We start from the raw sequence: 17,104 nt of genomic DNA on the forward strand, positions 1-17,104 counted from the left end.
CCGACCCCCGAGAGGGGCGGGCCGGGGCGCCGGCACGTCTGCGCGGCCCGTCCGGCAGCCGCCCGAGCCGTCCCCGGCACGTATTCCCGCGCCCGGTATCTTCCTTGTCACCGCCTCTGCCTCTGCCGCGCCGGCTTCCCCTCCGATAGCCTCATGCGATCATGCCCGAATCGTCCTCCCGGTCGTTCCCGACCGTCCCGACCGCGCTGTCCGCCCTGACCGCACAGTCCATGACCCCCGACGCCCCGCTGCCCCATCCCCCGTCCCTGGGGGCCGGGGCGCTTCTGCGCTGGCTGCTGCGCCGCGCCGCCGTCCCGGTCACCCTGGCGACCCTGGCGGCCTGCACCTCCAACATCATCCAGGCGATCGTGCCGGCCTTCCTGGGCCAGGCCCTGGACGCCGGCATCGAGAACGGCCTCAACGGCCGCGTCTGGGGCATTGGCGCGCTGCTGCTGGTGCTGTTCGTCGTCTACGCCGTCGGGGACACGATGCTGTCCTACTTCGGGGTGACGGCCTGGATGCGCACCGCCTTCGACGTCGACCGGCTCGTGGGCAGGCAGATCTCCGCCACCGGCAAAGACCTGTCCCGGCAGGTCTCCACCGGTGAGGTCGCCACCATCATCGCCTCCGACGCTGGCTACCTGGGCAATCTCATCGAGTACCTGCCGGCCCTGCTGGGGGCGGCGGCCAGCTTCCTCGTCGTGGCCGTCCTCATGCTGCGCACCTCGGTGAGCGTGGGGCTCATCGTCATCCTGGGCATGCCGCTGGTGGCGGCCATCGTCACCCTGGTCATCCGTCCCCTGCAGAAGCGTCAGGCCGTTCAGCGCGAGGCCCAGTCCGCGGTCACCACGATCACCACGGACACGGTGGCCGGCCTGCGGATCCTGCGGGGCATCGGCGGAGAGGACGTCTTCGCCCGCCGCTACCGGGACGCCTCCCAGGAGCTGCGGCGCCGCGGCGTCGAGGTGGCCTCCTCCCAGGCCACCCTCATGACCCTCCAGGTGCTGCTGCCCGGGCTCTTCGCCGCCATCGTCGTGTGGGTGGCGGCGCGCATGGCCGTGGCCGGCAGCCTCACCCCCGGCGGGCTCATCACCTTCTACGGCTACACCGCCTACCTGTCCTGGCCGCTGTGGGTGTTCACCAGCTCCGTGCAGGACTACACCCGGGCCGTCGTCGGCGCCCGGCGCCTGAGCCGCCTGCTGGAGGTGGCGCCGGCCGCCGGCAGCCTCGTGGAGCGCCTCAGCCTGGACCCGGCCGCCGCCCACCCCGTCAGCGGCGACCTGGTGGACACCGGCAGCGGCCTGCGCCTCAAGGAGGGCCGCATGACGGCCCTCGTGTGCCCCGACCCGCAGGTCTCCGCCGACCTGGCCACGCGCCTGGGGCGCTTCACCGACGCCGGCCCCACCGTGACCCTGGCGGGCCGGCCACTGACCACCATGCCCCTGGAGCAGGTGCGCGCCAGCGTCGTCGTCTCCGGCGCCACCGCCCAGCTCTTCACCGGGACCCTGCGCGAGGCCCTCGACGTGCGCGGCGGCCCCGAACCGCAGCCGGCGGGCCTGGAGGACCTCGTGCGCGCCGAGGCCGAACGCACCACCGGGGCCGACGTCGACCAGCAGGTCCGCCCCCAGGAGCGCGAGGCCCCCGGCGACGACCGGCTCATCGAGGCCATCGAGATCGCCGACGCCGGCGATGTCCTGACCTCCCTGAGCGAGGGCCTGGCCGGGATGATCACCGAGAAGGGCCGGTCCCTGTCCGGAGGTCAGCGTCAGCGCGTGGCCCTGGCCCGGGCGCTGCTCACCGAGGCACCCACGCTCGTGCTCATCGAACCGACCTCCGCCCTGGACTCCCACACCGAGGCCCGGGTGGCCGCCCAGGTGCACCGGGCCCGCGCCGGGCACACGACCGTCGTCGCCACCGCCTCGCCGCTGGTCCTGGAGGCCTGCGACGAGGTCGTCCTCCTGGACTCCAGCGGGACCGAGCTGCTGCGCTCCACGCACCGCGAGCTCATGGCGATGGCCCGCGACGGCCACGCGCAGGCGGCCGACTACCGCGCCGTCGTCTCACGGGCCATGGGTGAGGATGCGGAGGCGAGCTGCTGATGGCGCTTCCCGTCGCACCCGGGCCCGTCGCCCTGCGCAAGACCTTCCGCATCATGGCCTCCTACCGGGGGCGCTTCGCCGTCGTCCTGGTCCTCCAGATCACGGCGGTCCTGTCCACGCTCGTGGCTCCGCAGCTGCTGGGGCGGCTGGTCGGGCGGGTCTCGGCCGGGCGGGCCGACGCCGGCTACGTGGACCGGATCGTGTTGACTATCATCGCGGTCACGCTCGTGGGGGCGCTCATCAACCGATTCGCCCAGAAGTACGCCCGCACCCTGGGTGAGTCGGTCTTCGCCGACCTGCGCGAGCGCATGATGAACCGGGTGGTGCACCTGCCGCTGAGCGCCGTGGAGTCCGCCGGCACCGGCGACCTCGTGGGGCGCACCACCACCGACGTCTCCCGCATCGAGTTCCTGGTACGGGTGGGGATCCCGCAGATCCTCGTGTGCGTGGTGACGATCGTCTTCACGCTCCTGGCCGCCGCCGTCGCCGACCCCCTCCTGGCGCTCGGGCTGCTCGTCATCGCCCCACCCGTGTGGTCGATGATGCGCTGGTACCTGCCGATCTCCATCCCCGCCTACCGGGCCGAGTCGGCCGCCCAGGCCCGCCTCAACGGGGCGGTCTCCGAGACGGTCGAGCACGCCGAGACCGTGGACGCCCTGGGCATCGGGGCGCGCCGCGAGCGGGCCATCATGACCTCCATCAAGGAGGCCTGGTCCCTGGAGCGCTACACGGCGGCGCTGCGGGTGCGCCTGTTCATGGTGCTCGACGTCGCCTGGCGGGCGCCCGTCGTCGCCGTCCTCCTGTGGGGCGGGTTCCTGGCCAGCCGCGGCTACGCGACCCTGGGGGCGATCACCACCGTGGCCCTCTACTCCATGGAACTGCGCAAGCCGGTGGGCCAGCTCATGTTCTGGATCGACCAGGTCCAGATCGCCCAGGCATCCCTGTCCCGCATCCTGGGGGTGGAGGAGGTCCCCGACGACCGCACCCCCACCGGCGAGGAGCCCGAGGGTACCCGGATCGTGCTCGACGACGTGCGCTTCTCCTACCGGGAGGGCGTCGAGGTGCTCCACGGGATCGACCTGGAGCTCGTGCCCGGGGAGCGGCTGGCCGTCGTCGGGCCCTCGGGGTCGGGTAAGTCCACGCTGGGGCGGATGCTGGCGGGCATCAACCCGCCCACCTCCGGGAGCGTCACCGTGGGAGGGGTGTCGCTGACGGACCTGACCGAGGACGAGCTGCGCCGCCACGTGGCCCTGGTAACTCAGGAGCACCACGTGTTCGTCGGCACCGTGGCGGACAACGTGCGCCTGGGGCGACCGGGTGCCTCCGACGACACGATCCGCGAGGCGATCGAGGCCATCGGGGCCGATGCCTGGGTGGACGGGCTGCCCGAGGGGATGGACACGATGGTCGGCTCGGGCCACCTCGAGCTGAGCCCCGCCCAGGCCCAGGAGGTGGCGCTGGCCCGGCTGGTGCTGCTGGACCCGCACACACTCATCCTGGACGAGGCCACCTCGCTGCTGGACCCGCGCGCCGCCCGCACCCTGGAGCGGACCCTGTCCACGGCGCTGGCCGGGCGCACCGTCATCGAGGTGGCCCACCGCCTCTACACGGCCGCCGACGCCGACCGGGTCGCCGTCGTCATGGATGGGCGGATCGTGGAGCTCGGCACCCACGACGAGCTCGTTGCCCTCGGCGGGGAGTACGCGAGCCTCTGGCAGGCCTGGAACCAGGAGTAGCCGGGCGGAGGTGCGGTGGGGAGACCCGTGGACGGCCGTGCTGACGTCGGGCACCCGGCCGGTCCGCGCCATCGGCACGGTTAGGGCCGCCGGTACGGTTCAGGCCACCCTGCCGATCAGGGCGACGATGGAGGCCCTTCACAGATCGCCGGTGGCGAAAGCCGGCCCTTATCACCCAAACCTACAAACCCGCTCGGGCCTGCGTTGTTCCACGAGGGCGCAGGCTGTGAGATTCTTAGGGCGGCGAGTCGTCCCACTGTCGCGATCCCGCCGCCTCGCAGTCAGCTGACTACGTCCAACGCCGTGCCTCACACAAGAAGGTTCGTTCATGCCCAACAACCAGCCACCTCCCCCGCCGTCGCAGGCGACGCCGTCGGCCTCCACCACGCCTCCTCGCAGGGCCGCCGGCAGCGCCCAGCCCACGCTCGGGGAGCTCATCGCCCGCATCTCGGAGAACATCTCCGCGCTGGTGCGCGGCGAGATCGACCTGGCCAAGGCCAAGGGCCAGCGCATGGCCAAGGAGATGGGGCTGGGGGCCGGGCTGCTCGCCGCCGCCGGGGTACTGGCCCTGTTCATCTTCGGGCTGGTGCTGGGAGCCCTGACGACCGGACTGTCCCACGTCATGCCGCTGTGGGCCGCCTTCCTCGTGGTGGCGCTGATCCTCACCCTCGTCGCCGTGCCGATGGCCCTCATCGGCATCAAGCGCCTCAAGGCCGCCAAGGCCGACACGCCGACGCCGCAGGAGGGGCTGAAGGAGTCCGTCAACGCCGTCAAGGGGGCCGTGACCTCCGGCCTGCAGAGGGGGAACGCCCGGTGAGCACCAACGCCGCACCCACGCCCGTCCCCGCAGCGCCGGCCGCGCAGGCGGCGCCGTCGGCGGATGCCGTCCTGTCCGACCTGGCGGCCCGGCGTCTGGCGCTGGCCGCCGACGTTGACGAGCTCGCCGCGCGCCTGGCTCCGAACAACCTGGCCAAGGTCGCCAAGCTCAAGGCCCGTGAGAAGGTCCAGGAGCTGCGCAGCCAGGCCGTCAGCAAGGCCCAGGAGACGGCCGGCCAGGTCAAGAACCGCCTGGCCTCCCTGGCCGGCGGCGGCACCGACCCCGAGGGCGGGGTCGACACCTACGACCCCAGCACGCTGACCCTCGGCCAGCGCGTCTCCCGGCTGTTCGACGACGCCCGCGACGGCGACCCCGCCTCCCTGGGGATCGTCACGGTTGCGGGACTCGCCCTGGCGGGCCTGAGCGTGACGGCGACCGTCGCCGCGGTCAAGGCCTTCCGCGCCCGGGCGGCTCGGGCATGACCAGCGGACAGCAGACCGGCACCTCCGGCACTGAGGGTGCCGGGGCCGCCGGGTCCGGGTCGCTGAGCCCCGAGCAGATCGAGGAGCGGTTGCGCGCCCAGCGCGAGGCCCTGGCGGCGAGCGTCGATGAGTTCGCCTCGCGGGTCGACCCGCGTACGCAGGCGAGGGAGGCCGGGGAGCATCTGCGCGAGCAGGCGAGCGCCAAGGCCGAGCATCTGCGTGAGCAGGCCGTGGCCGGGGCCGGCCGTTTGCGAGAGCAGGCGGAGGCCGGCGCCGGCCGACTGCGCGAGGGGGCCCGACGCTGGGCCGAGCAGGCGGAGGAGACCTGGGATCGCGCCAAGCAGGGCGACTCCGAGGCGTCGTCTCGACTCGCCAAGGCGGCCGCCGTCGCCGGAGGCGTGGTGACCGCCGGCATCGTCCTGACCCGCCTCGCCCGCCGCTGACACAGAACCACCCGTCGAGGACGCACCATCAGGCTCACGGGCTGCATCCCTAGGATCAGTCCTCAGTCCCTATGGTGCGTCCTCGCGTCACACCGGCGCTCCGCCGTACTCCAGCACCTGGAGCCAGTCGGCCCGCATCGGGAACTGCGATGTCCGCCGGGGACGTACTTCTCCCCCAGATGACTGCGTTCAAACCTCAGTGACCTGGAGGAGAACGCAGTCCTCGATCACAAAGTACGTCCTCGTCCCCGAGGGTGCGTCCTCGCGCACTGATAGCTGGGAGAGCACCTCCCCGTCACGCCTGAGCAGGACAGCAGGAGGCGCCTCCCACCAAACAAGATGTGTCCCAAGCCGCACCTACGCTGTCTGGCTCTGTAACCCGAGTTCCCCTAACCTCATCCCATAACTCCCCGCCGTCCTCCGGGACTGGCGGGGTCTATTTTTCTTTGCAGGAGGCTACTCGTGGCCCTCAAAATGGCGGTCGTCGTTGACTACCAGAACGTCTATCTCACTGGGACAGGCCTATGCACGCCAGGATGGCCTCCCGAGAACGCACGCCCGCCGGCTCTGCTCGCCGTCGTCCCGCACCGGCCCGCAGGTCACAGATCGGTCACTGGCCCGAATTGGTCTCGACCACCTGCACCGGCGTCCTAAAATCACTTCCGTGACAACGGCGCCCACGACTCCCCAGGATGCGGTGACGGATCCTGCTCCTTCCCTCCCTTCTCTTGATGTCGCTCCGGGCTCTGTGGTCCGGGTGCGCGACGAGGACTGGCTGGTCACTCAGGTCTCCACCACGTCTGACGGCATGCTGGTGACGGTGCAGGGCCTGTCCGAGCTGGTTCGGGACACGACGGCGCAGTTCTCCGCTGGTCTTGACCACATCGTCCCGGTGGATCCGCGCCACACCCGGGTCATCGCGGACACCTCCACCCGTCACCGGCTCTCGCGCCTCTGGCTGGAGGCGACGCTGCGCAAGACGGCCCTCCCGGCCACCTCCACCGACCTGGCCGTAGTCAGTGACGTCCTTGCCGACCCCCTGGCCTACCAGCTGACGGCGGTTCGCCAGGCCCTGGACCCGGCGAACCTGCGCCCGCGCATTCTTCTGGCTGACACCGTGGGCCTGGGCAAGACCCTGGAGATCGGCATGATTCTGGCCGAGCTCGTGCGCCGCGGCCGGGGCGACCGCATTCTCATCGTCACGCCCCGTCACGTGCTCGAGCAGATGCAGCACGAGATGTGGTCGCGCTTCGCGCTGCCCTTCGTGCGCCTGGACTCGGTGGGCATCCAGCGGGTGCGCCGTTCGGTGCCGGCCTCACGCAACCCGTTCTCGGTGTTCCACCGCGCGATCATCTCCATCGACACGCTGAAGTCGGACCGCTACCTCAATCATCTGCGCAAGCAGCGCTGGGACGCGGTCGTCATCGACGAGTCGCACAACGTCACTAACAAAGGCACGCTCAACAACCGGCTCGCGGACATTCTGGCCCGCCAGACCGACGCCCTCATCCTGGCCTCGGCCACGCCCCACAACGGCAACCCGAAGTCCTTCGCCGAGCTCATCCGTCTGCTGGAGCCGACGGCGGTGCGCGCGGACGGCTCCCTCGATGAGGAGGCGGTACGTCGCCTCGTCATCCGCCGTCACCGTCACTCCGACGAGGTGCGCGATGTCGTGGGCGGCCGCTGGAAGGAGCGCCTGACTCCGGTCAACAAGCTGGTGGAGCCCTCCCCGGCTGAGGACGCGGTGGCCGGCGAGCTCTCACGCACCTGGCTGCACCGTTCCGACGGCGCCTCGGCACCGGGCGGCCTCAGGCCCGCCGCCCGCGGCGGCGACTCTCTGTTCGCCTGGACCCTGGCCAAGTCTTTCCTGTCCTCGCCGGCGGCCCTCATCCAGACGATCGACGAGCGCCTGGCCCGACGCCGCAGCCGGGCAGCAGCAGCCGGCTCCACCCCGGAGCCCTCGGAGCAGTCCCAGGCGCTGACCCGCCTGCGCGAGCTGGCCGTGGAGGCCAACACGACGGCCTCGGGCAAGTACCAGGCGCTGCTGGCCGAGCTGCGCCGCATCGGGATCGGCCCCAGGTCACCCGAGCGCGTCGTCGTCTTCGCCGAGCGCATCGCCACGCTCACCTGGCTGGCCGAACACCTGCGCGAGGACCTGCGCCTACCCGCCGACGCGGTGCGGGTCATGCACGGAAGCCTGTCCGACGTGGAGCAGCAGGAGATCGTGGAGCAGTTCCGCCAGGCCCACACGCCGGTGCGTGTCCTGGTGACTGGCGACGTCGCCTCGGAGGGCGTCAACCTGCACGCCCAGTGCCATGAGCTCATCCACTATGACATCCCCTGGTCGCTCATCCGCATTGAGCAGCGCAACGGCCGCATCGACCGCTACGGCCAGTCCGTCTCACCGCAGATCACGACCCTGCTGCTGAGCCCGTCGGACCCGCGCTTCTCCGGCGACGTCCGCGTGCTCACGCGCCTTATGGAGAAGGAGGATCAGGCACACCGGGCCCTGGGCGACGCCGCCTCCCTCATGGGCCTGTACTCGGGTGAGAAGGAGGAGGAGGCGATCCGCCAGGCGCTCGCGGCCGGGCAGGACATTGACGACGTCGTCCCCGACGCCGACGACACCCTCAACCTGGATCCGATGGCTGCCCTGTTCGCGAAGCTGACGGGCACGGCCGAGGCCAAGGGTGACGGCGCTGCTGCCCCCACCGGCGCCGAGGTCTCCCCTGCTGATCCGAGCGCTCCCGGCGACCCGGCCGGTCCGGCCTCCCCCATCCAACCCGCTGCCCCGCTGGCGACGTCGACGCTGTACGAGACCCAGCTGGACTATCTGCGCCAGGCCCTCACCGAACTTTATGAGCGCCCCGAGGAGCCAGAGCAGCGCCAGACCGGCGGCGGGGGCGTCTCATGGCGCGAGCACGGCACGCAGCACGTGGTGGAGATGGTGCCCCCGGCGGGGCTGCGCCATCGCCTGTCGGTGCTGCCGCAGTCCTACCTGCGTGAGCGCCGTGTCCAGGAGCACCTCAAGCTGGCGACGACGCAGACCAAGGGCGCGCGTCTTCTCACGGAGGCCCTGAGTGACTCCTCGGACTCCTCCTGGCCAGAGGCCCACTACCTGGGGCCGCTGCACCCGGTGCTGGACTGGGCCGGCGACCGGGTCCTGGCCAAGCTCGGCCGCTCCTCAGTGTTCGCGGTGCGCGGCGACGTCGACTCACCGACCGTCCTGCTGCTGGGGACTCTGACGAACCAGGCGGGCCGGACAGTATCGATGGTGTGTGTCAGTATCGCCTTCCCCTACCTGGACCTGGCGGCCGCGCAGTCGGAGCTGGATGCGGGCCGGCCGGTCGAGGCGGTGCCGATCGGGCAGGTGCACGACTCCCCCGCCGCCATGTTCGAGGCAGTGGGCATCTCCCGGGAGCTGCGGAACTCCGGGCCGGTGACGCAGACCAGCCTGCTGGAGGCGCTCATCCCTCCGGCGGTGGATACGGCTAGGGACCATATGAGACTGACCCTCGACGCAGCGGAGGAACAGGCGAAGGCGCGGGTGGATGCCTGGGCCGAGCACGCGAATGCCTGGGATGACGAGGCCGGTCGTCTCATCCAGAACCGCCACCTGCGCGAGCAGCGGATCACGGTGGCTCAGGAGCACGAGCTCAGGAAACAGCACTTGCCCGCGCACACGCTGGTGCGCCCACTGCTGGTGGTGGTGCCGCAGGACTTCGAGATGGAAGGGGATCTCTGATGGCGGTGTCGGATGCGCTGGTCGTCGGCGAGGACTGGATCAGCGAGCACTACTTCACGACCGACGCCACCAAGGAGTCCTTCCTGGCGCGCGTGCTGGAGCGTCGCAAGGAGTGGGAGGCCCTGGAGAAGCCGGCCGATCCCGGCACTGCCCCGACGCCGACGCCCCGTTCCCGGTTCCGTTCCGAGCGTTCCCGCCTGGAGGAGCTGCTGGCGGCCCTTCCCGCCGACGACGCTGATTCCCTGACCAGCGCGGCCCTGGAGGCGGCCGACGAGCTCGATGCGCTCCTGCGCGAGATTCTGGGCTTCACGTCGTCGGAGTACCGCCTGACTGAGCGGGGCCCGGTGACCCTGGTGAGGCCGGTGGGTGATGAGGGCCCGGCGCCGCTGGCGCTGCTGCGCGCCCGCCCGGTGACCACGGTGGAGGACCTGCTGGTCAAGGACGCCCCCACGCTCGCTCAGGAGTGGCAGCCCGTGGACCTGGGGGACCCCGACGCCCCGGCGCTGGAGGGGGCTGAGCCGATCGCGTCGGTCTCCCGGGCACTGTCGACGCTCATGACGGATGGTCACGGCCCGGCCTTCGCCCTGGTCCTGGCGGGCCAGTGGGCGCTGGTGGCGGAGCGGGAGCGGTGGCCGGAGGGCCGCTGGCTGGCGGTGAACGTGCAGCTCGTCGTCGAGCGCTATGAGACGGCGCGCGGCGGCGAGGTGGAGCGGGCCCTGACCTGTCTGGATGCCCGTTCTCTGCTGCCGACGGCGGAGGGCGAGACGTGGTGGGCGGCCACCTTGGAGGACTCGGCGGCCCACACGGTGGGGGTCTCGAAGGATCTGCGTGAGGGCGTGCGCTCCTCCATTGAGATCCTTGCGAATGAGGTGGTGCGCCGTCGCGCTGCGCGGGGGCTGGAGCCACTGCCCCAGGAGCGGGCGCAGGACCTGGCTCTGCAGTCGCTGCGCTACATCTACCGGATCATCTTCCTGCTGTATGCGGAGGCGAGCCCTGAGCTGGGGGTCCTGCCGGTGGGCGCCGCCGAGTACGACGCCGGCTACGGCCTGGATCGTCTGCGCGAGCTGGCCTTGAGGGAGCTGCATGAGGAGTCGGCCCAGGCGGGCACGCACATCTACGAGTCCTTGGACCGCCTGTTCCACCTGGTCGACGAGGGGCACAACGAGCAGGTGCCGGCCGCCCAGGAGGGCAGCTTCGATGGCCTGGTCTTCCGGCCGATGCGCGCCGACCTTTTCCGCCCGGTGGCGACCGCCCTCATTGACGAGGTGGGCCTGGGTAACGGGGCGCTGCTGCGGGTGTTGCGCCACCTGCTGCTGACTAAGGAGAACAGCAAGGGCGGCCGCGGCTTCATCTCCTATGTGGAGCTGGGCATCAACCAGCTGGGTGCCGTCTACGAGGGGCTCATGAGTTACTCGGGTTCCTTCGCCACTGAGCGGCTGTGGGAGGTGGCGCCGGGCGGGGACGCCTCGAAGGGCTCGTGGGTGGTGCCCGAGGACGTCATGGAGGGCCTGGAGGAGAAGGACTTCGTGACGGTGGAGGATGAGGTGACGGGCGAGCGCCGCAACGTCACCTATGAGAAGGGCCAGTTCGTCTACCGGCTCTCGGGCCGGGACCGGCAGCGCTCGGCCTCCTTCTACACCCCGGAGGTGCTGACGCGTTTCACGGTGCAGCAGGCGCTGGAGGAGCTGTTGGATCAGGACGGGCGGACGACGAGCGCTGAGGAGATCCTGCACCTGACGGTGTGTGAGCCGGCGCTGGGGTCGGGGGCCTTCGCGATTGAGGCGGTGCGCCAGCTGGCGGAGCAGTATCTCTCGCGGCGTGAGCGTGAGCTGGGCCGGCGCGTGGATCCTGAGGAGCGGCCCCGGGAGCTGGCGAAGGTGAAGGCGTATCTCGCCTTGCACCAGGTCTACGGGGTGGACCTCAATGCGACGGCGGTGGAGCTGGCGGAGGTGTCCCTGTGGTTGGACACGATGGTGGAGGGGCTGGCGGCCCCGTGGTTCGGGCTGCGGCTGCGGCGCGGTAACTCCTTGGTGGGGGCGCGCCGGGCCTTGTACTCGACCTCCCAGCTGAAGAAGCGTGCCTGGCTGTCGGCCGCTCCGGTGGCCGAGCCGCTGAGCCAGGTGGCGGCCGTGCTCGACGACGCTGATGCGGCCTCCCGGCACCGGATCGGTGGGGCGCTGGACGTCTCGGGGAGCATCCATCACTTCCTCCTGCCAGCCAAGGGCTGGGGCAGCGCGGTGGAGGTCCCCAAGCAGGTGCGGGACCTGGTTGATACCGAGAAACTCAAGGCCCTCCAGGCATGGCGTGACGAGATCACGCATGCACTGAGCGCTGCCCAGTCCTTGCGGCTGACTGCCCTGGCCCGACGCGTGGAGGTCCTGTGGGAGATGACCCTGCGGCGCCTGCGGGTGGCGGAGGCGGAGGCCTCACGCCGCATCGACCTGTGGGGCCGCGAGGCGCAGGACGACGCCGGTTCAACAGTGTCCCGTGAGGAGATCGAAGATTATCTGGCGGCGCCGGGATCGGCGTATCGGCGGCTGCGGCTGGTCATGGATGCGTGGTGCGCCCTGTGGTTCTGGCCGCTGACCACGGATGTGACGCCGCCGAGCCTGGATGAGTGGCTGGGCGCTCTGGAGGGGCTGCTGGGCAAGCAGGTCAAGGACGCCAAGGGCACCGATGGGACCCTCGTGGATGCTTCCTCCTGGGCAGAGCTGGAGACCATGGAGGAGGTTGAGCTTGGCCTCGCCGGAGCCCGCAAAGTGCAGTTGGTCGTTGAAGAGCACGAGTGGCTATCCGTAGTCCGGAAGGTGGCGGAGACCCAAGGCTTCTTCCACTGGGAGCTGGACTTTGCCACCGTCTTCGCCCGCGGCGGCTTCGACCTCCAGGTCGGGAACCCGCCGTGGGTGAGACCAACTGTCGACCTCAACAGTCTGCTCTCCGAGGGTGACCCCTGGTGGAAACTAACAATAAAACCACCGGTCGCGACTCAGAAGCAACGCATGCCACGCACCATATCTCGACCAGGAGTCCTTCGCACAGTCCTCGACGGAGCAACCGAAACCGCGGTCCTCGCTGAGTTTATCAGCGACCAAACCGCCTATCCCGTCATGGAAGGACGCCCCGACCTCTATCGGGCCTTCATGTGCCAGGTCTGGCAGCACCAGAGTGGGCGGGGTATCTCTTCCCTCATCCATATGGAGACCCACTTCACCGATGCCAAGACCCCAAGACTCCGGGCCGCCGCCTATCAGCATTTGCGCCGGCACTGGCAGTTCATAAACGAACTCCATCTATTCGAGATCCAGAACCAAAAACAATACGGCGTCAACATCTACGGAACTGAGCGGGCGCCGTCATTCCTTCACGCGACATCGCTCTACCATCCCGAGACTGTGCAGCGTTCCCTCATCCACGATGGCAGCGGAGAGGAACCTGGATTCAAGGACCCACACACGGGCACGTGGGACCTGCGGCCGCACGCAGCCCGCATTCAGTCCGTTGACGAATCTACATTGAAGACCTGGAAAACGGTGACCGAAGCCGACGAGTGGCAGTCCACACCCATGGTGTCGACAGTCAATTCCGCAGCATCACGCACACTCGCGACACTGGGTACCCGACCACGCATCGGCGCTCTTAACCTCCAGTTCTCGACTGGCTGGAACGAAACAACAGACTTTCAAAAGGGACTGTTCTCAAAACAGTGGGGACCAAGTTCCTGGGGTAGCACTATCCTTCAAGGATCACATCTCTATGTGTCCACACCTTTATACAAACAGCCAAACCGGACGATGGCCAACCAGAGAGACTGGACCTCCACCGATCTAGAGGCCCTTTCCTCAAGCGTTCAACCAGTCACCCAGTACAAGCCTGCGGACGACCGCGCTGCCTACGACAGCCTCTACACCCACTGGGACGACGTATCTTCGGCTAACTTTTACCGAGTGGCCTGGCGTCAAATGGCCGCGAACACCGGAGAACGGACGCTCATCCCAACAATCATCCCTCCGGGACCTACCTACGTATTCACAATCCACAGCGCTGCCACATCAGTCAGAAACACACCGATTCTAGCCGCCTCGGCATCGTCACTGCTTGCAGATTTCATGATTCGAAGTTCCCCGAAGGCCCACATTCTTCCACCTTCTTTCTCTCGAATTCCCACATTAGATTCCGACCACCAGCTCATTTCTTCTATCGCACTACGCTCGCTTCGCCTCAACTGCCTCACCGACGCCTATGCGGATCTGTGGACCGAGTGTTGGGACGAGTCGTTTGTGGCTGACGCTCCGATCCTGGAGCGTTATGACGAACGACCGATCAGTCCGGACTGGACAGCTGATACGCCCTTGCGTCGGGCGGAGGACCGTCGCAATGCTCAAGCGGAGATCGATGTCATGGTGGCGATGATGCTGGGCGTGCCGATCGAGGACCTGTGCACGATATACCGCACCCAGTTCGCGGTACTGTACGACTATGACCATGGCCGTGGCCAGGGCGCCTATGTCTATGACGCGAATGGTCGTCAGCTGCCGACTCCGGTCCGCCAGGCCTGGGAGAAGCGCAAGCGTCCGACCTCCAACGAAAACATGCCACTATCAGAGCGCTCTCACACTCATCCTGGCTCTGGCGTCTCCTACGTCTACGACCTCCCCTTCCGCATCCGCGACCGCGAATCCGACTTCCGCCGCATCCACACCGCCCTCCTAAACTGACCGACACATTCAAACACAACCAGACCGGAACAACCACCAACTAGAAAGGCAAAGCATGCAGGCCACAGTCTCTTTCTTCAACAACAAGGGCGGGGTAGGAAAAACTACCTTAGCTTGCAATTTTGCTGCATACGCCAGTAGAATAGGGCACTCGGTGACGGTAATTGATTGCGACCCACAGGCGAACGCAACACAACTATTGCTGCCGATTGACAAATGGGAGTCAATTTATACATCCCGCGACAAAGGAAAATCTGAAACAGTTCTTGAGCCACTCAAGAACATCCGGGACGGAGATTCAAAAATTTCCGATAGCATCCCATTAATAGAATCACCCCGCTTTGGCGTCAACGTATTGCCTGGACATCCAGCACTTGCACAAGTTGAGGATATTATCAGTAGAGCATGGGGAGACTTTCGAACTCGCGAAGACGGTAATGGTGGCGCACGTCGAACTCTATGGACAAGACATCTATCGGAACTTATTGATAGCGACCTGATTGTTTTCGACATGAGCCCCAGCCTCGGGGCTCTCAACCGATCAGTGCTAATCGGATCTGACTTCTTCGTGACTCCAGTAGAGGCGGACCTCTTTAGTCTTTACGCTCTTGAGAATATTGGCGATTGGCTATCCGCGTGGACCACTAAGTTTGAACAGTACTCGGAGCAATACGAGCACGAAGACGTATTTCAGGACCTCCAAAGGGCGCTTCATATTCGGAACGGATGGGTGGGTTACACAGTGCAGCAATATGTGTCTCGCACGAGTGCAGGAATTGTGAGAAACATCAAATCATACGATCAGTTCAAGAACCAAATACCCGAACGAGCAAACAGACTCAAAGACTTAAAATCCCCTTATATGACCAAGCCAGAAATTGGAGTAGTTCCAAATATGTTTGCCATGATTCCCATGGCACAGACAGCCCATTCTCCTATATCTGAACTAAAAATGGAAGATGGTCTTCGAGGAGCGCAGCCAGCACAACGAAACAAGTACGTGGAGCAACTCGACGCCATCTTCGCCAGCATTCTCACCAATATGGGACTCAAAAATGCCTAACACAGTTTGGCCGGACGATCTCATTCAAATTGCCGCTAATAAGTCGCTCGTTCTATTTGTTGGATCCGGAGTTTCTGCAAGCTGCAAAAACAGCCTTAACGAATCTCCTCCGACATGGAATAAACTGCTTGAGCGATTGGCGAAAGCAATTAAACTCGATAGCACTGACAAAAAGAAGTTCACCATGTTTAAGGAACTTCTTGAATCTCATCGGCTTCTTGATGCCGCCGAACTTCTTAAGTACTCAGCGAACGATCAGGGTCGGACTGGCGATCTCACAAACGCTTTGAAATCGGCCGTACAGGGGCCACGCGGATGCCACTTCTTGCCATCCGGATGGCACGAGAGCATCGGGGAAATCGACCCTTCGATCATCATCACCACCAATTACGATAAAATCCTCGAAAGTGCGAACGGGTTCACATATACACCTTTACCATACACGAGCGACGAAATAGGCTCGCAGATTCGCAAGAATGAGCCCACGATAATTAAACTTCACGGATCGATTGATGAGCCTTCCAAGACCATTTTAACTCGTTCCGACTATGCGCGCCTACATAGGTATGGGTCGACCACACTTGACATTGTTCGTGCTTTAATGTGGACTCGCACCTTTCTTTTCGTTGGATACAGCTTGTCTGATCCAGACTTACAGGCGCTTCTTCAAGATGTTTTCGCAGCACGCTGGAGCGAAAACGTGAGTCCGCATTATATCCTCACTTCAGACGCAACTTCTGACCACGACAAGGAAATGTTTCGCTATTGTTACGGGATTAGCACCCTAACCTACGACAGAAAACTTGGCGACTATGGACTGACAGCGTTTCAGGAGTTCGGGAAACAGGTATCGGCAACGCCGCCACACTAACATCAATCAATCAGCGAATCTTTGTCTGGTTTGAGTCCAACCAGTGTTGTTGGACTCAAACCAGACAAAAGAATTTGTGCGGCTCTTCAGGAGCTACCTGACTTATCCAAGGATGCCTATCGAGGATGCTCGATACCTCACGCAGGACTACCGGCGGTGTACGCAGTCCGTAACTCTCAGGCGACATGGAAACACTAGTTCGCACCCTGGCCATTCATACTCAAGACGTCCCCAATCGTTTGCCACGACAGGCCGACATCGCGCGCAGCCATCATGGCCTCATCGAGCGCACGCTCGGCGGCACGGAGGCGTATCTGCGTGACCGCAATTCTTGCGAGAGCGGGATCATCGACCGTAGCCGCGGGATCCGGGCCATCCCCGTTGTTGGCGTTCTCGATCTCGTCAAGCATCTCGTCGGTGGTCTTCATATTCACTTCCTCCTCAAGAACTTCTCTCGTGCGGACATAGGATGAAAGACGAAGTCGTCATCATTGACACGGAACTCGAGCAAGTGGCTGACGTCCGACGAGCATGACGCAAGCAGTCTGACGGATGCTCTAGTGCATGTGTCATGCGTGCGGACACCCATAACTATCTTCGGCGATAGACCTCACGGCGGTGACCGACAGCGAGGACGAGGACCACCAGGACTCCGTCGTCGACCTCGTAGATGATGCGGTAGTTGCCAGTGCGCACACGCCACTCGCCATGCCCGCCAACGAGCTTCTTGGCGCCAGCCGGGCGGGGCTCCTGAGCAAGCAGTTCAACGACAGCCTGAATCCGGCGTTGGGTGCGGCCATCCAACTTGCGCAGCTGACGGGCCGCGGCCGGGCTGAACTCGATCCGGTAGGTCATGCGAGCCCAAGGTCAGCCTTGACCTCGTCCCAAGGGATGGTGCCGTGCTCAGCGATCTCAGCGCGAGCGGCGTCGGCGGCCTCTATGTCCGCCAGGTCCTCCGCCGCATGGGTGAGCCGCTCCAGGTCGTCCGCATCGATCACCGCCGCTACACGACGGCCCCTGCGGGTGAGGAACACGGGCGCATGGGTCACCCGGGCGTCGTCGATGACATCGGCGAGCTTGTTGCGCGCAGCGGTAACAGTCATTTCGGTCATAACGGACATTATGGACGAAAA

The 17,104-nt window shown here is 66.2% G+C and carries 12 protein-coding genes; 9 read left to right on the forward strand and 3 right to left on the reverse strand.

All coding sequences use genetic code 11. From position 1 onward, the window contains the following. Window positions 1-230 precede the first annotated feature (230 nt). From HMPREF3165_RS04310 to HMPREF3165_RS12740, 9 genes are all read left to right on the forward strand, one after another. Window positions 231-2,099: an ABC transporter ATP-binding protein gene (locus HMPREF3165_RS04310; RefSeq protein WP_070511087.1), complete on the forward strand. Its 1,869-nt coding sequence runs from the start codon at window positions 231-233 to the stop codon at window positions 2,097-2,099. Further along, on the forward strand, window positions 2,099-3,835 hold the full coding sequence (locus tag HMPREF3165_RS04315; protein ID WP_070511089.1) for an ABC transporter ATP-binding protein: 1,737 nt from the start codon (window positions 2,099-2,101) through the stop codon (window positions 3,833-3,835). Before HMPREF3165_RS04310 ends, HMPREF3165_RS04315 begins: the two co-directional genes overlap by 1 nt. A gap of 328 nt (window positions 3,836-4,163) precedes the next feature. Continuing rightward, window positions 4,164-4,652 carry a phage holin family protein gene (locus HMPREF3165_RS04320; protein WP_070511091.1) on the forward strand — a complete coding sequence of 163 codons (489 nt, stop codon included), beginning with the start codon at window positions 4,164-4,166 and terminating at the stop codon, window positions 4,650-4,652. After that, entirely contained in the window at window positions 4,649-5,134 is a 486-nt protein-coding gene (locus tag HMPREF3165_RS04325) for a DUF3618 domain-containing protein (RefSeq protein WP_070511092.1), read from the forward strand. Before HMPREF3165_RS04320 ends, HMPREF3165_RS04325 begins: the two co-directional genes overlap by 4 nt. Then, window positions 5,131-5,577, forward strand: a complete 447-nt coding sequence (locus HMPREF3165_RS04330) for a DUF3618 domain-containing protein (RefSeq protein ID WP_070511094.1) — start codon at window positions 5,131-5,133, stop codon at window positions 5,575-5,577. The genes HMPREF3165_RS04325 and HMPREF3165_RS04330 overlap by 4 nt, the downstream gene beginning before the upstream one ends. Before the next feature lie 664 nt (window positions 5,578-6,241). After that, a complete protein-coding gene (locus HMPREF3165_RS04335; protein WP_256274963.1) occupies window positions 6,242-9,322 on the forward strand; it encodes a helicase-related protein in 3,081 nt (1,026 codons plus the stop codon). Further along, on the forward strand, window positions 9,322-14,037 hold the full coding sequence (locus HMPREF3165_RS04340) for a restriction endonuclease subunit M (RefSeq protein ID WP_070511098.1): 4,716 nt from the start codon (window positions 9,322-9,324) through the stop codon (window positions 14,035-14,037). The genes HMPREF3165_RS04335 and HMPREF3165_RS04340 overlap by 1 nt, the downstream gene beginning before the upstream one ends. 55 nt (window positions 14,038-14,092) lie before the next feature. Further along, on the forward strand, window positions 14,093-15,100 hold the full coding sequence (locus HMPREF3165_RS12735) for a ParA family protein (RefSeq protein WP_083303189.1): 1,008 nt from the start codon (window positions 14,093-14,095) through the stop codon (window positions 15,098-15,100). Beyond that, window positions 15,093-15,971, forward strand: a complete 879-nt coding sequence (locus HMPREF3165_RS12740) for an SIR2 family protein (protein ID WP_176746996.1) — start codon at window positions 15,093-15,095, stop codon at window positions 15,969-15,971. The genes HMPREF3165_RS12735 and HMPREF3165_RS12740 overlap by 8 nt, the downstream gene beginning before the upstream one ends. A 194-nt stretch (window positions 15,972-16,165) precedes the next feature. Here HMPREF3165_RS12740 and HMPREF3165_RS04345 read toward each other — a convergent pair whose 3' ends face one another. From HMPREF3165_RS04345 to HMPREF3165_RS04355, 3 genes are all read right to left on the reverse strand, one after another. Further along, window positions 16,166-16,399, reverse strand: coding sequence for a hypothetical protein (locus tag HMPREF3165_RS04345; RefSeq protein WP_083303191.1), 234 nt, complete (start codon window positions 16,397-16,399; stop codon window positions 16,166-16,168). A gap of 163 nt (window positions 16,400-16,562) precedes the next feature. Beyond that, entirely contained in the window at window positions 16,563-16,826 is a 264-nt protein-coding gene (locus tag HMPREF3165_RS04350; RefSeq protein WP_070511102.1) for a type II toxin-antitoxin system RelE family toxin, read from the reverse strand. Beyond that, a complete protein-coding gene (locus HMPREF3165_RS04355) occupies window positions 16,823-17,083 on the reverse strand; it encodes a type II toxin-antitoxin system Phd/YefM family antitoxin (protein WP_256274965.1) in 261 nt (86 codons plus the stop codon). The genes HMPREF3165_RS04350 and HMPREF3165_RS04355 overlap by 4 nt, the downstream gene beginning before the upstream one ends. Between the last annotated feature and the right edge of the window lie 21 nt (window positions 17,084-17,104).

Origin of the sequence: Actinomyces sp. HMSC08A09 (genome assembly GCF_001807465.1) — a bacterium.
GTDB classification, from domain to species: domain Bacteria; phylum Actinomycetota; class Actinomycetes; order Actinomycetales; family Actinomycetaceae; genus Actinomyces; species Actinomyces oris.

What these genes read in the sequence shown, in the direction of transcription:
- HMPREF3165_RS12735 (WP_083303189.1), top strand. Translation starts at nt 14,093, where the DNA reads ATGCAGGCCACAGTCTCTTTCTTCAACAACAAGGGCGGGGTAGGAAAA.
- HMPREF3165_RS04315 (WP_070511089.1), top strand. Translation starts at nt 2,099, where the DNA reads ATGGCGCTTCCCGTCGCACCCGGGCCCGTCGCCCTGCGCAAGACCTTC.
- HMPREF3165_RS04340 (WP_070511098.1), top strand. Translation starts at nt 9,322, where the DNA reads ATGGCGGTGTCGGATGCGCTGGTCGTCGGCGAGGACTGGATCAGCGAG.
- HMPREF3165_RS04345 (WP_083303191.1), bottom strand. Translation starts at nt 16,399, where the DNA reads ATGAAGACCACCGACGAGATGCTTGACGAGATCGAGAACGCCAACAAC.
- HMPREF3165_RS04355 (WP_256274965.1), bottom strand. Translation starts at nt 17,083, where the DNA reads ATGACCGAAATGACTGTTACCGCTGCGCGCAACAAGCTCGCCGATGTC.
- HMPREF3165_RS04330 (WP_070511094.1), top strand. Translation starts at nt 5,131, where the DNA reads ATGACCAGCGGACAGCAGACCGGCACCTCCGGCACTGAGGGTGCCGGG.
- HMPREF3165_RS12740 (WP_176746996.1), top strand. Translation starts at nt 15,093, where the DNA reads ATGCCTAACACAGTTTGGCCGGACGATCTCATTCAAATTGCCGCTAAT.
- HMPREF3165_RS04350 (WP_070511102.1), bottom strand. Translation starts at nt 16,826, where the DNA reads ATGACCTACCGGATCGAGTTCAGCCCGGCCGCGGCCCGTCAGCTGCGC.
- HMPREF3165_RS04320 (WP_070511091.1), top strand. Translation starts at nt 4,164, where the DNA reads ATGCCCAACAACCAGCCACCTCCCCCGCCGTCGCAGGCGACGCCGTCG.
- HMPREF3165_RS04310 (WP_070511087.1), top strand. Translation starts at nt 231, where the DNA reads ATGACCCCCGACGCCCCGCTGCCCCATCCCCCGTCCCTGGGGGCCGGG.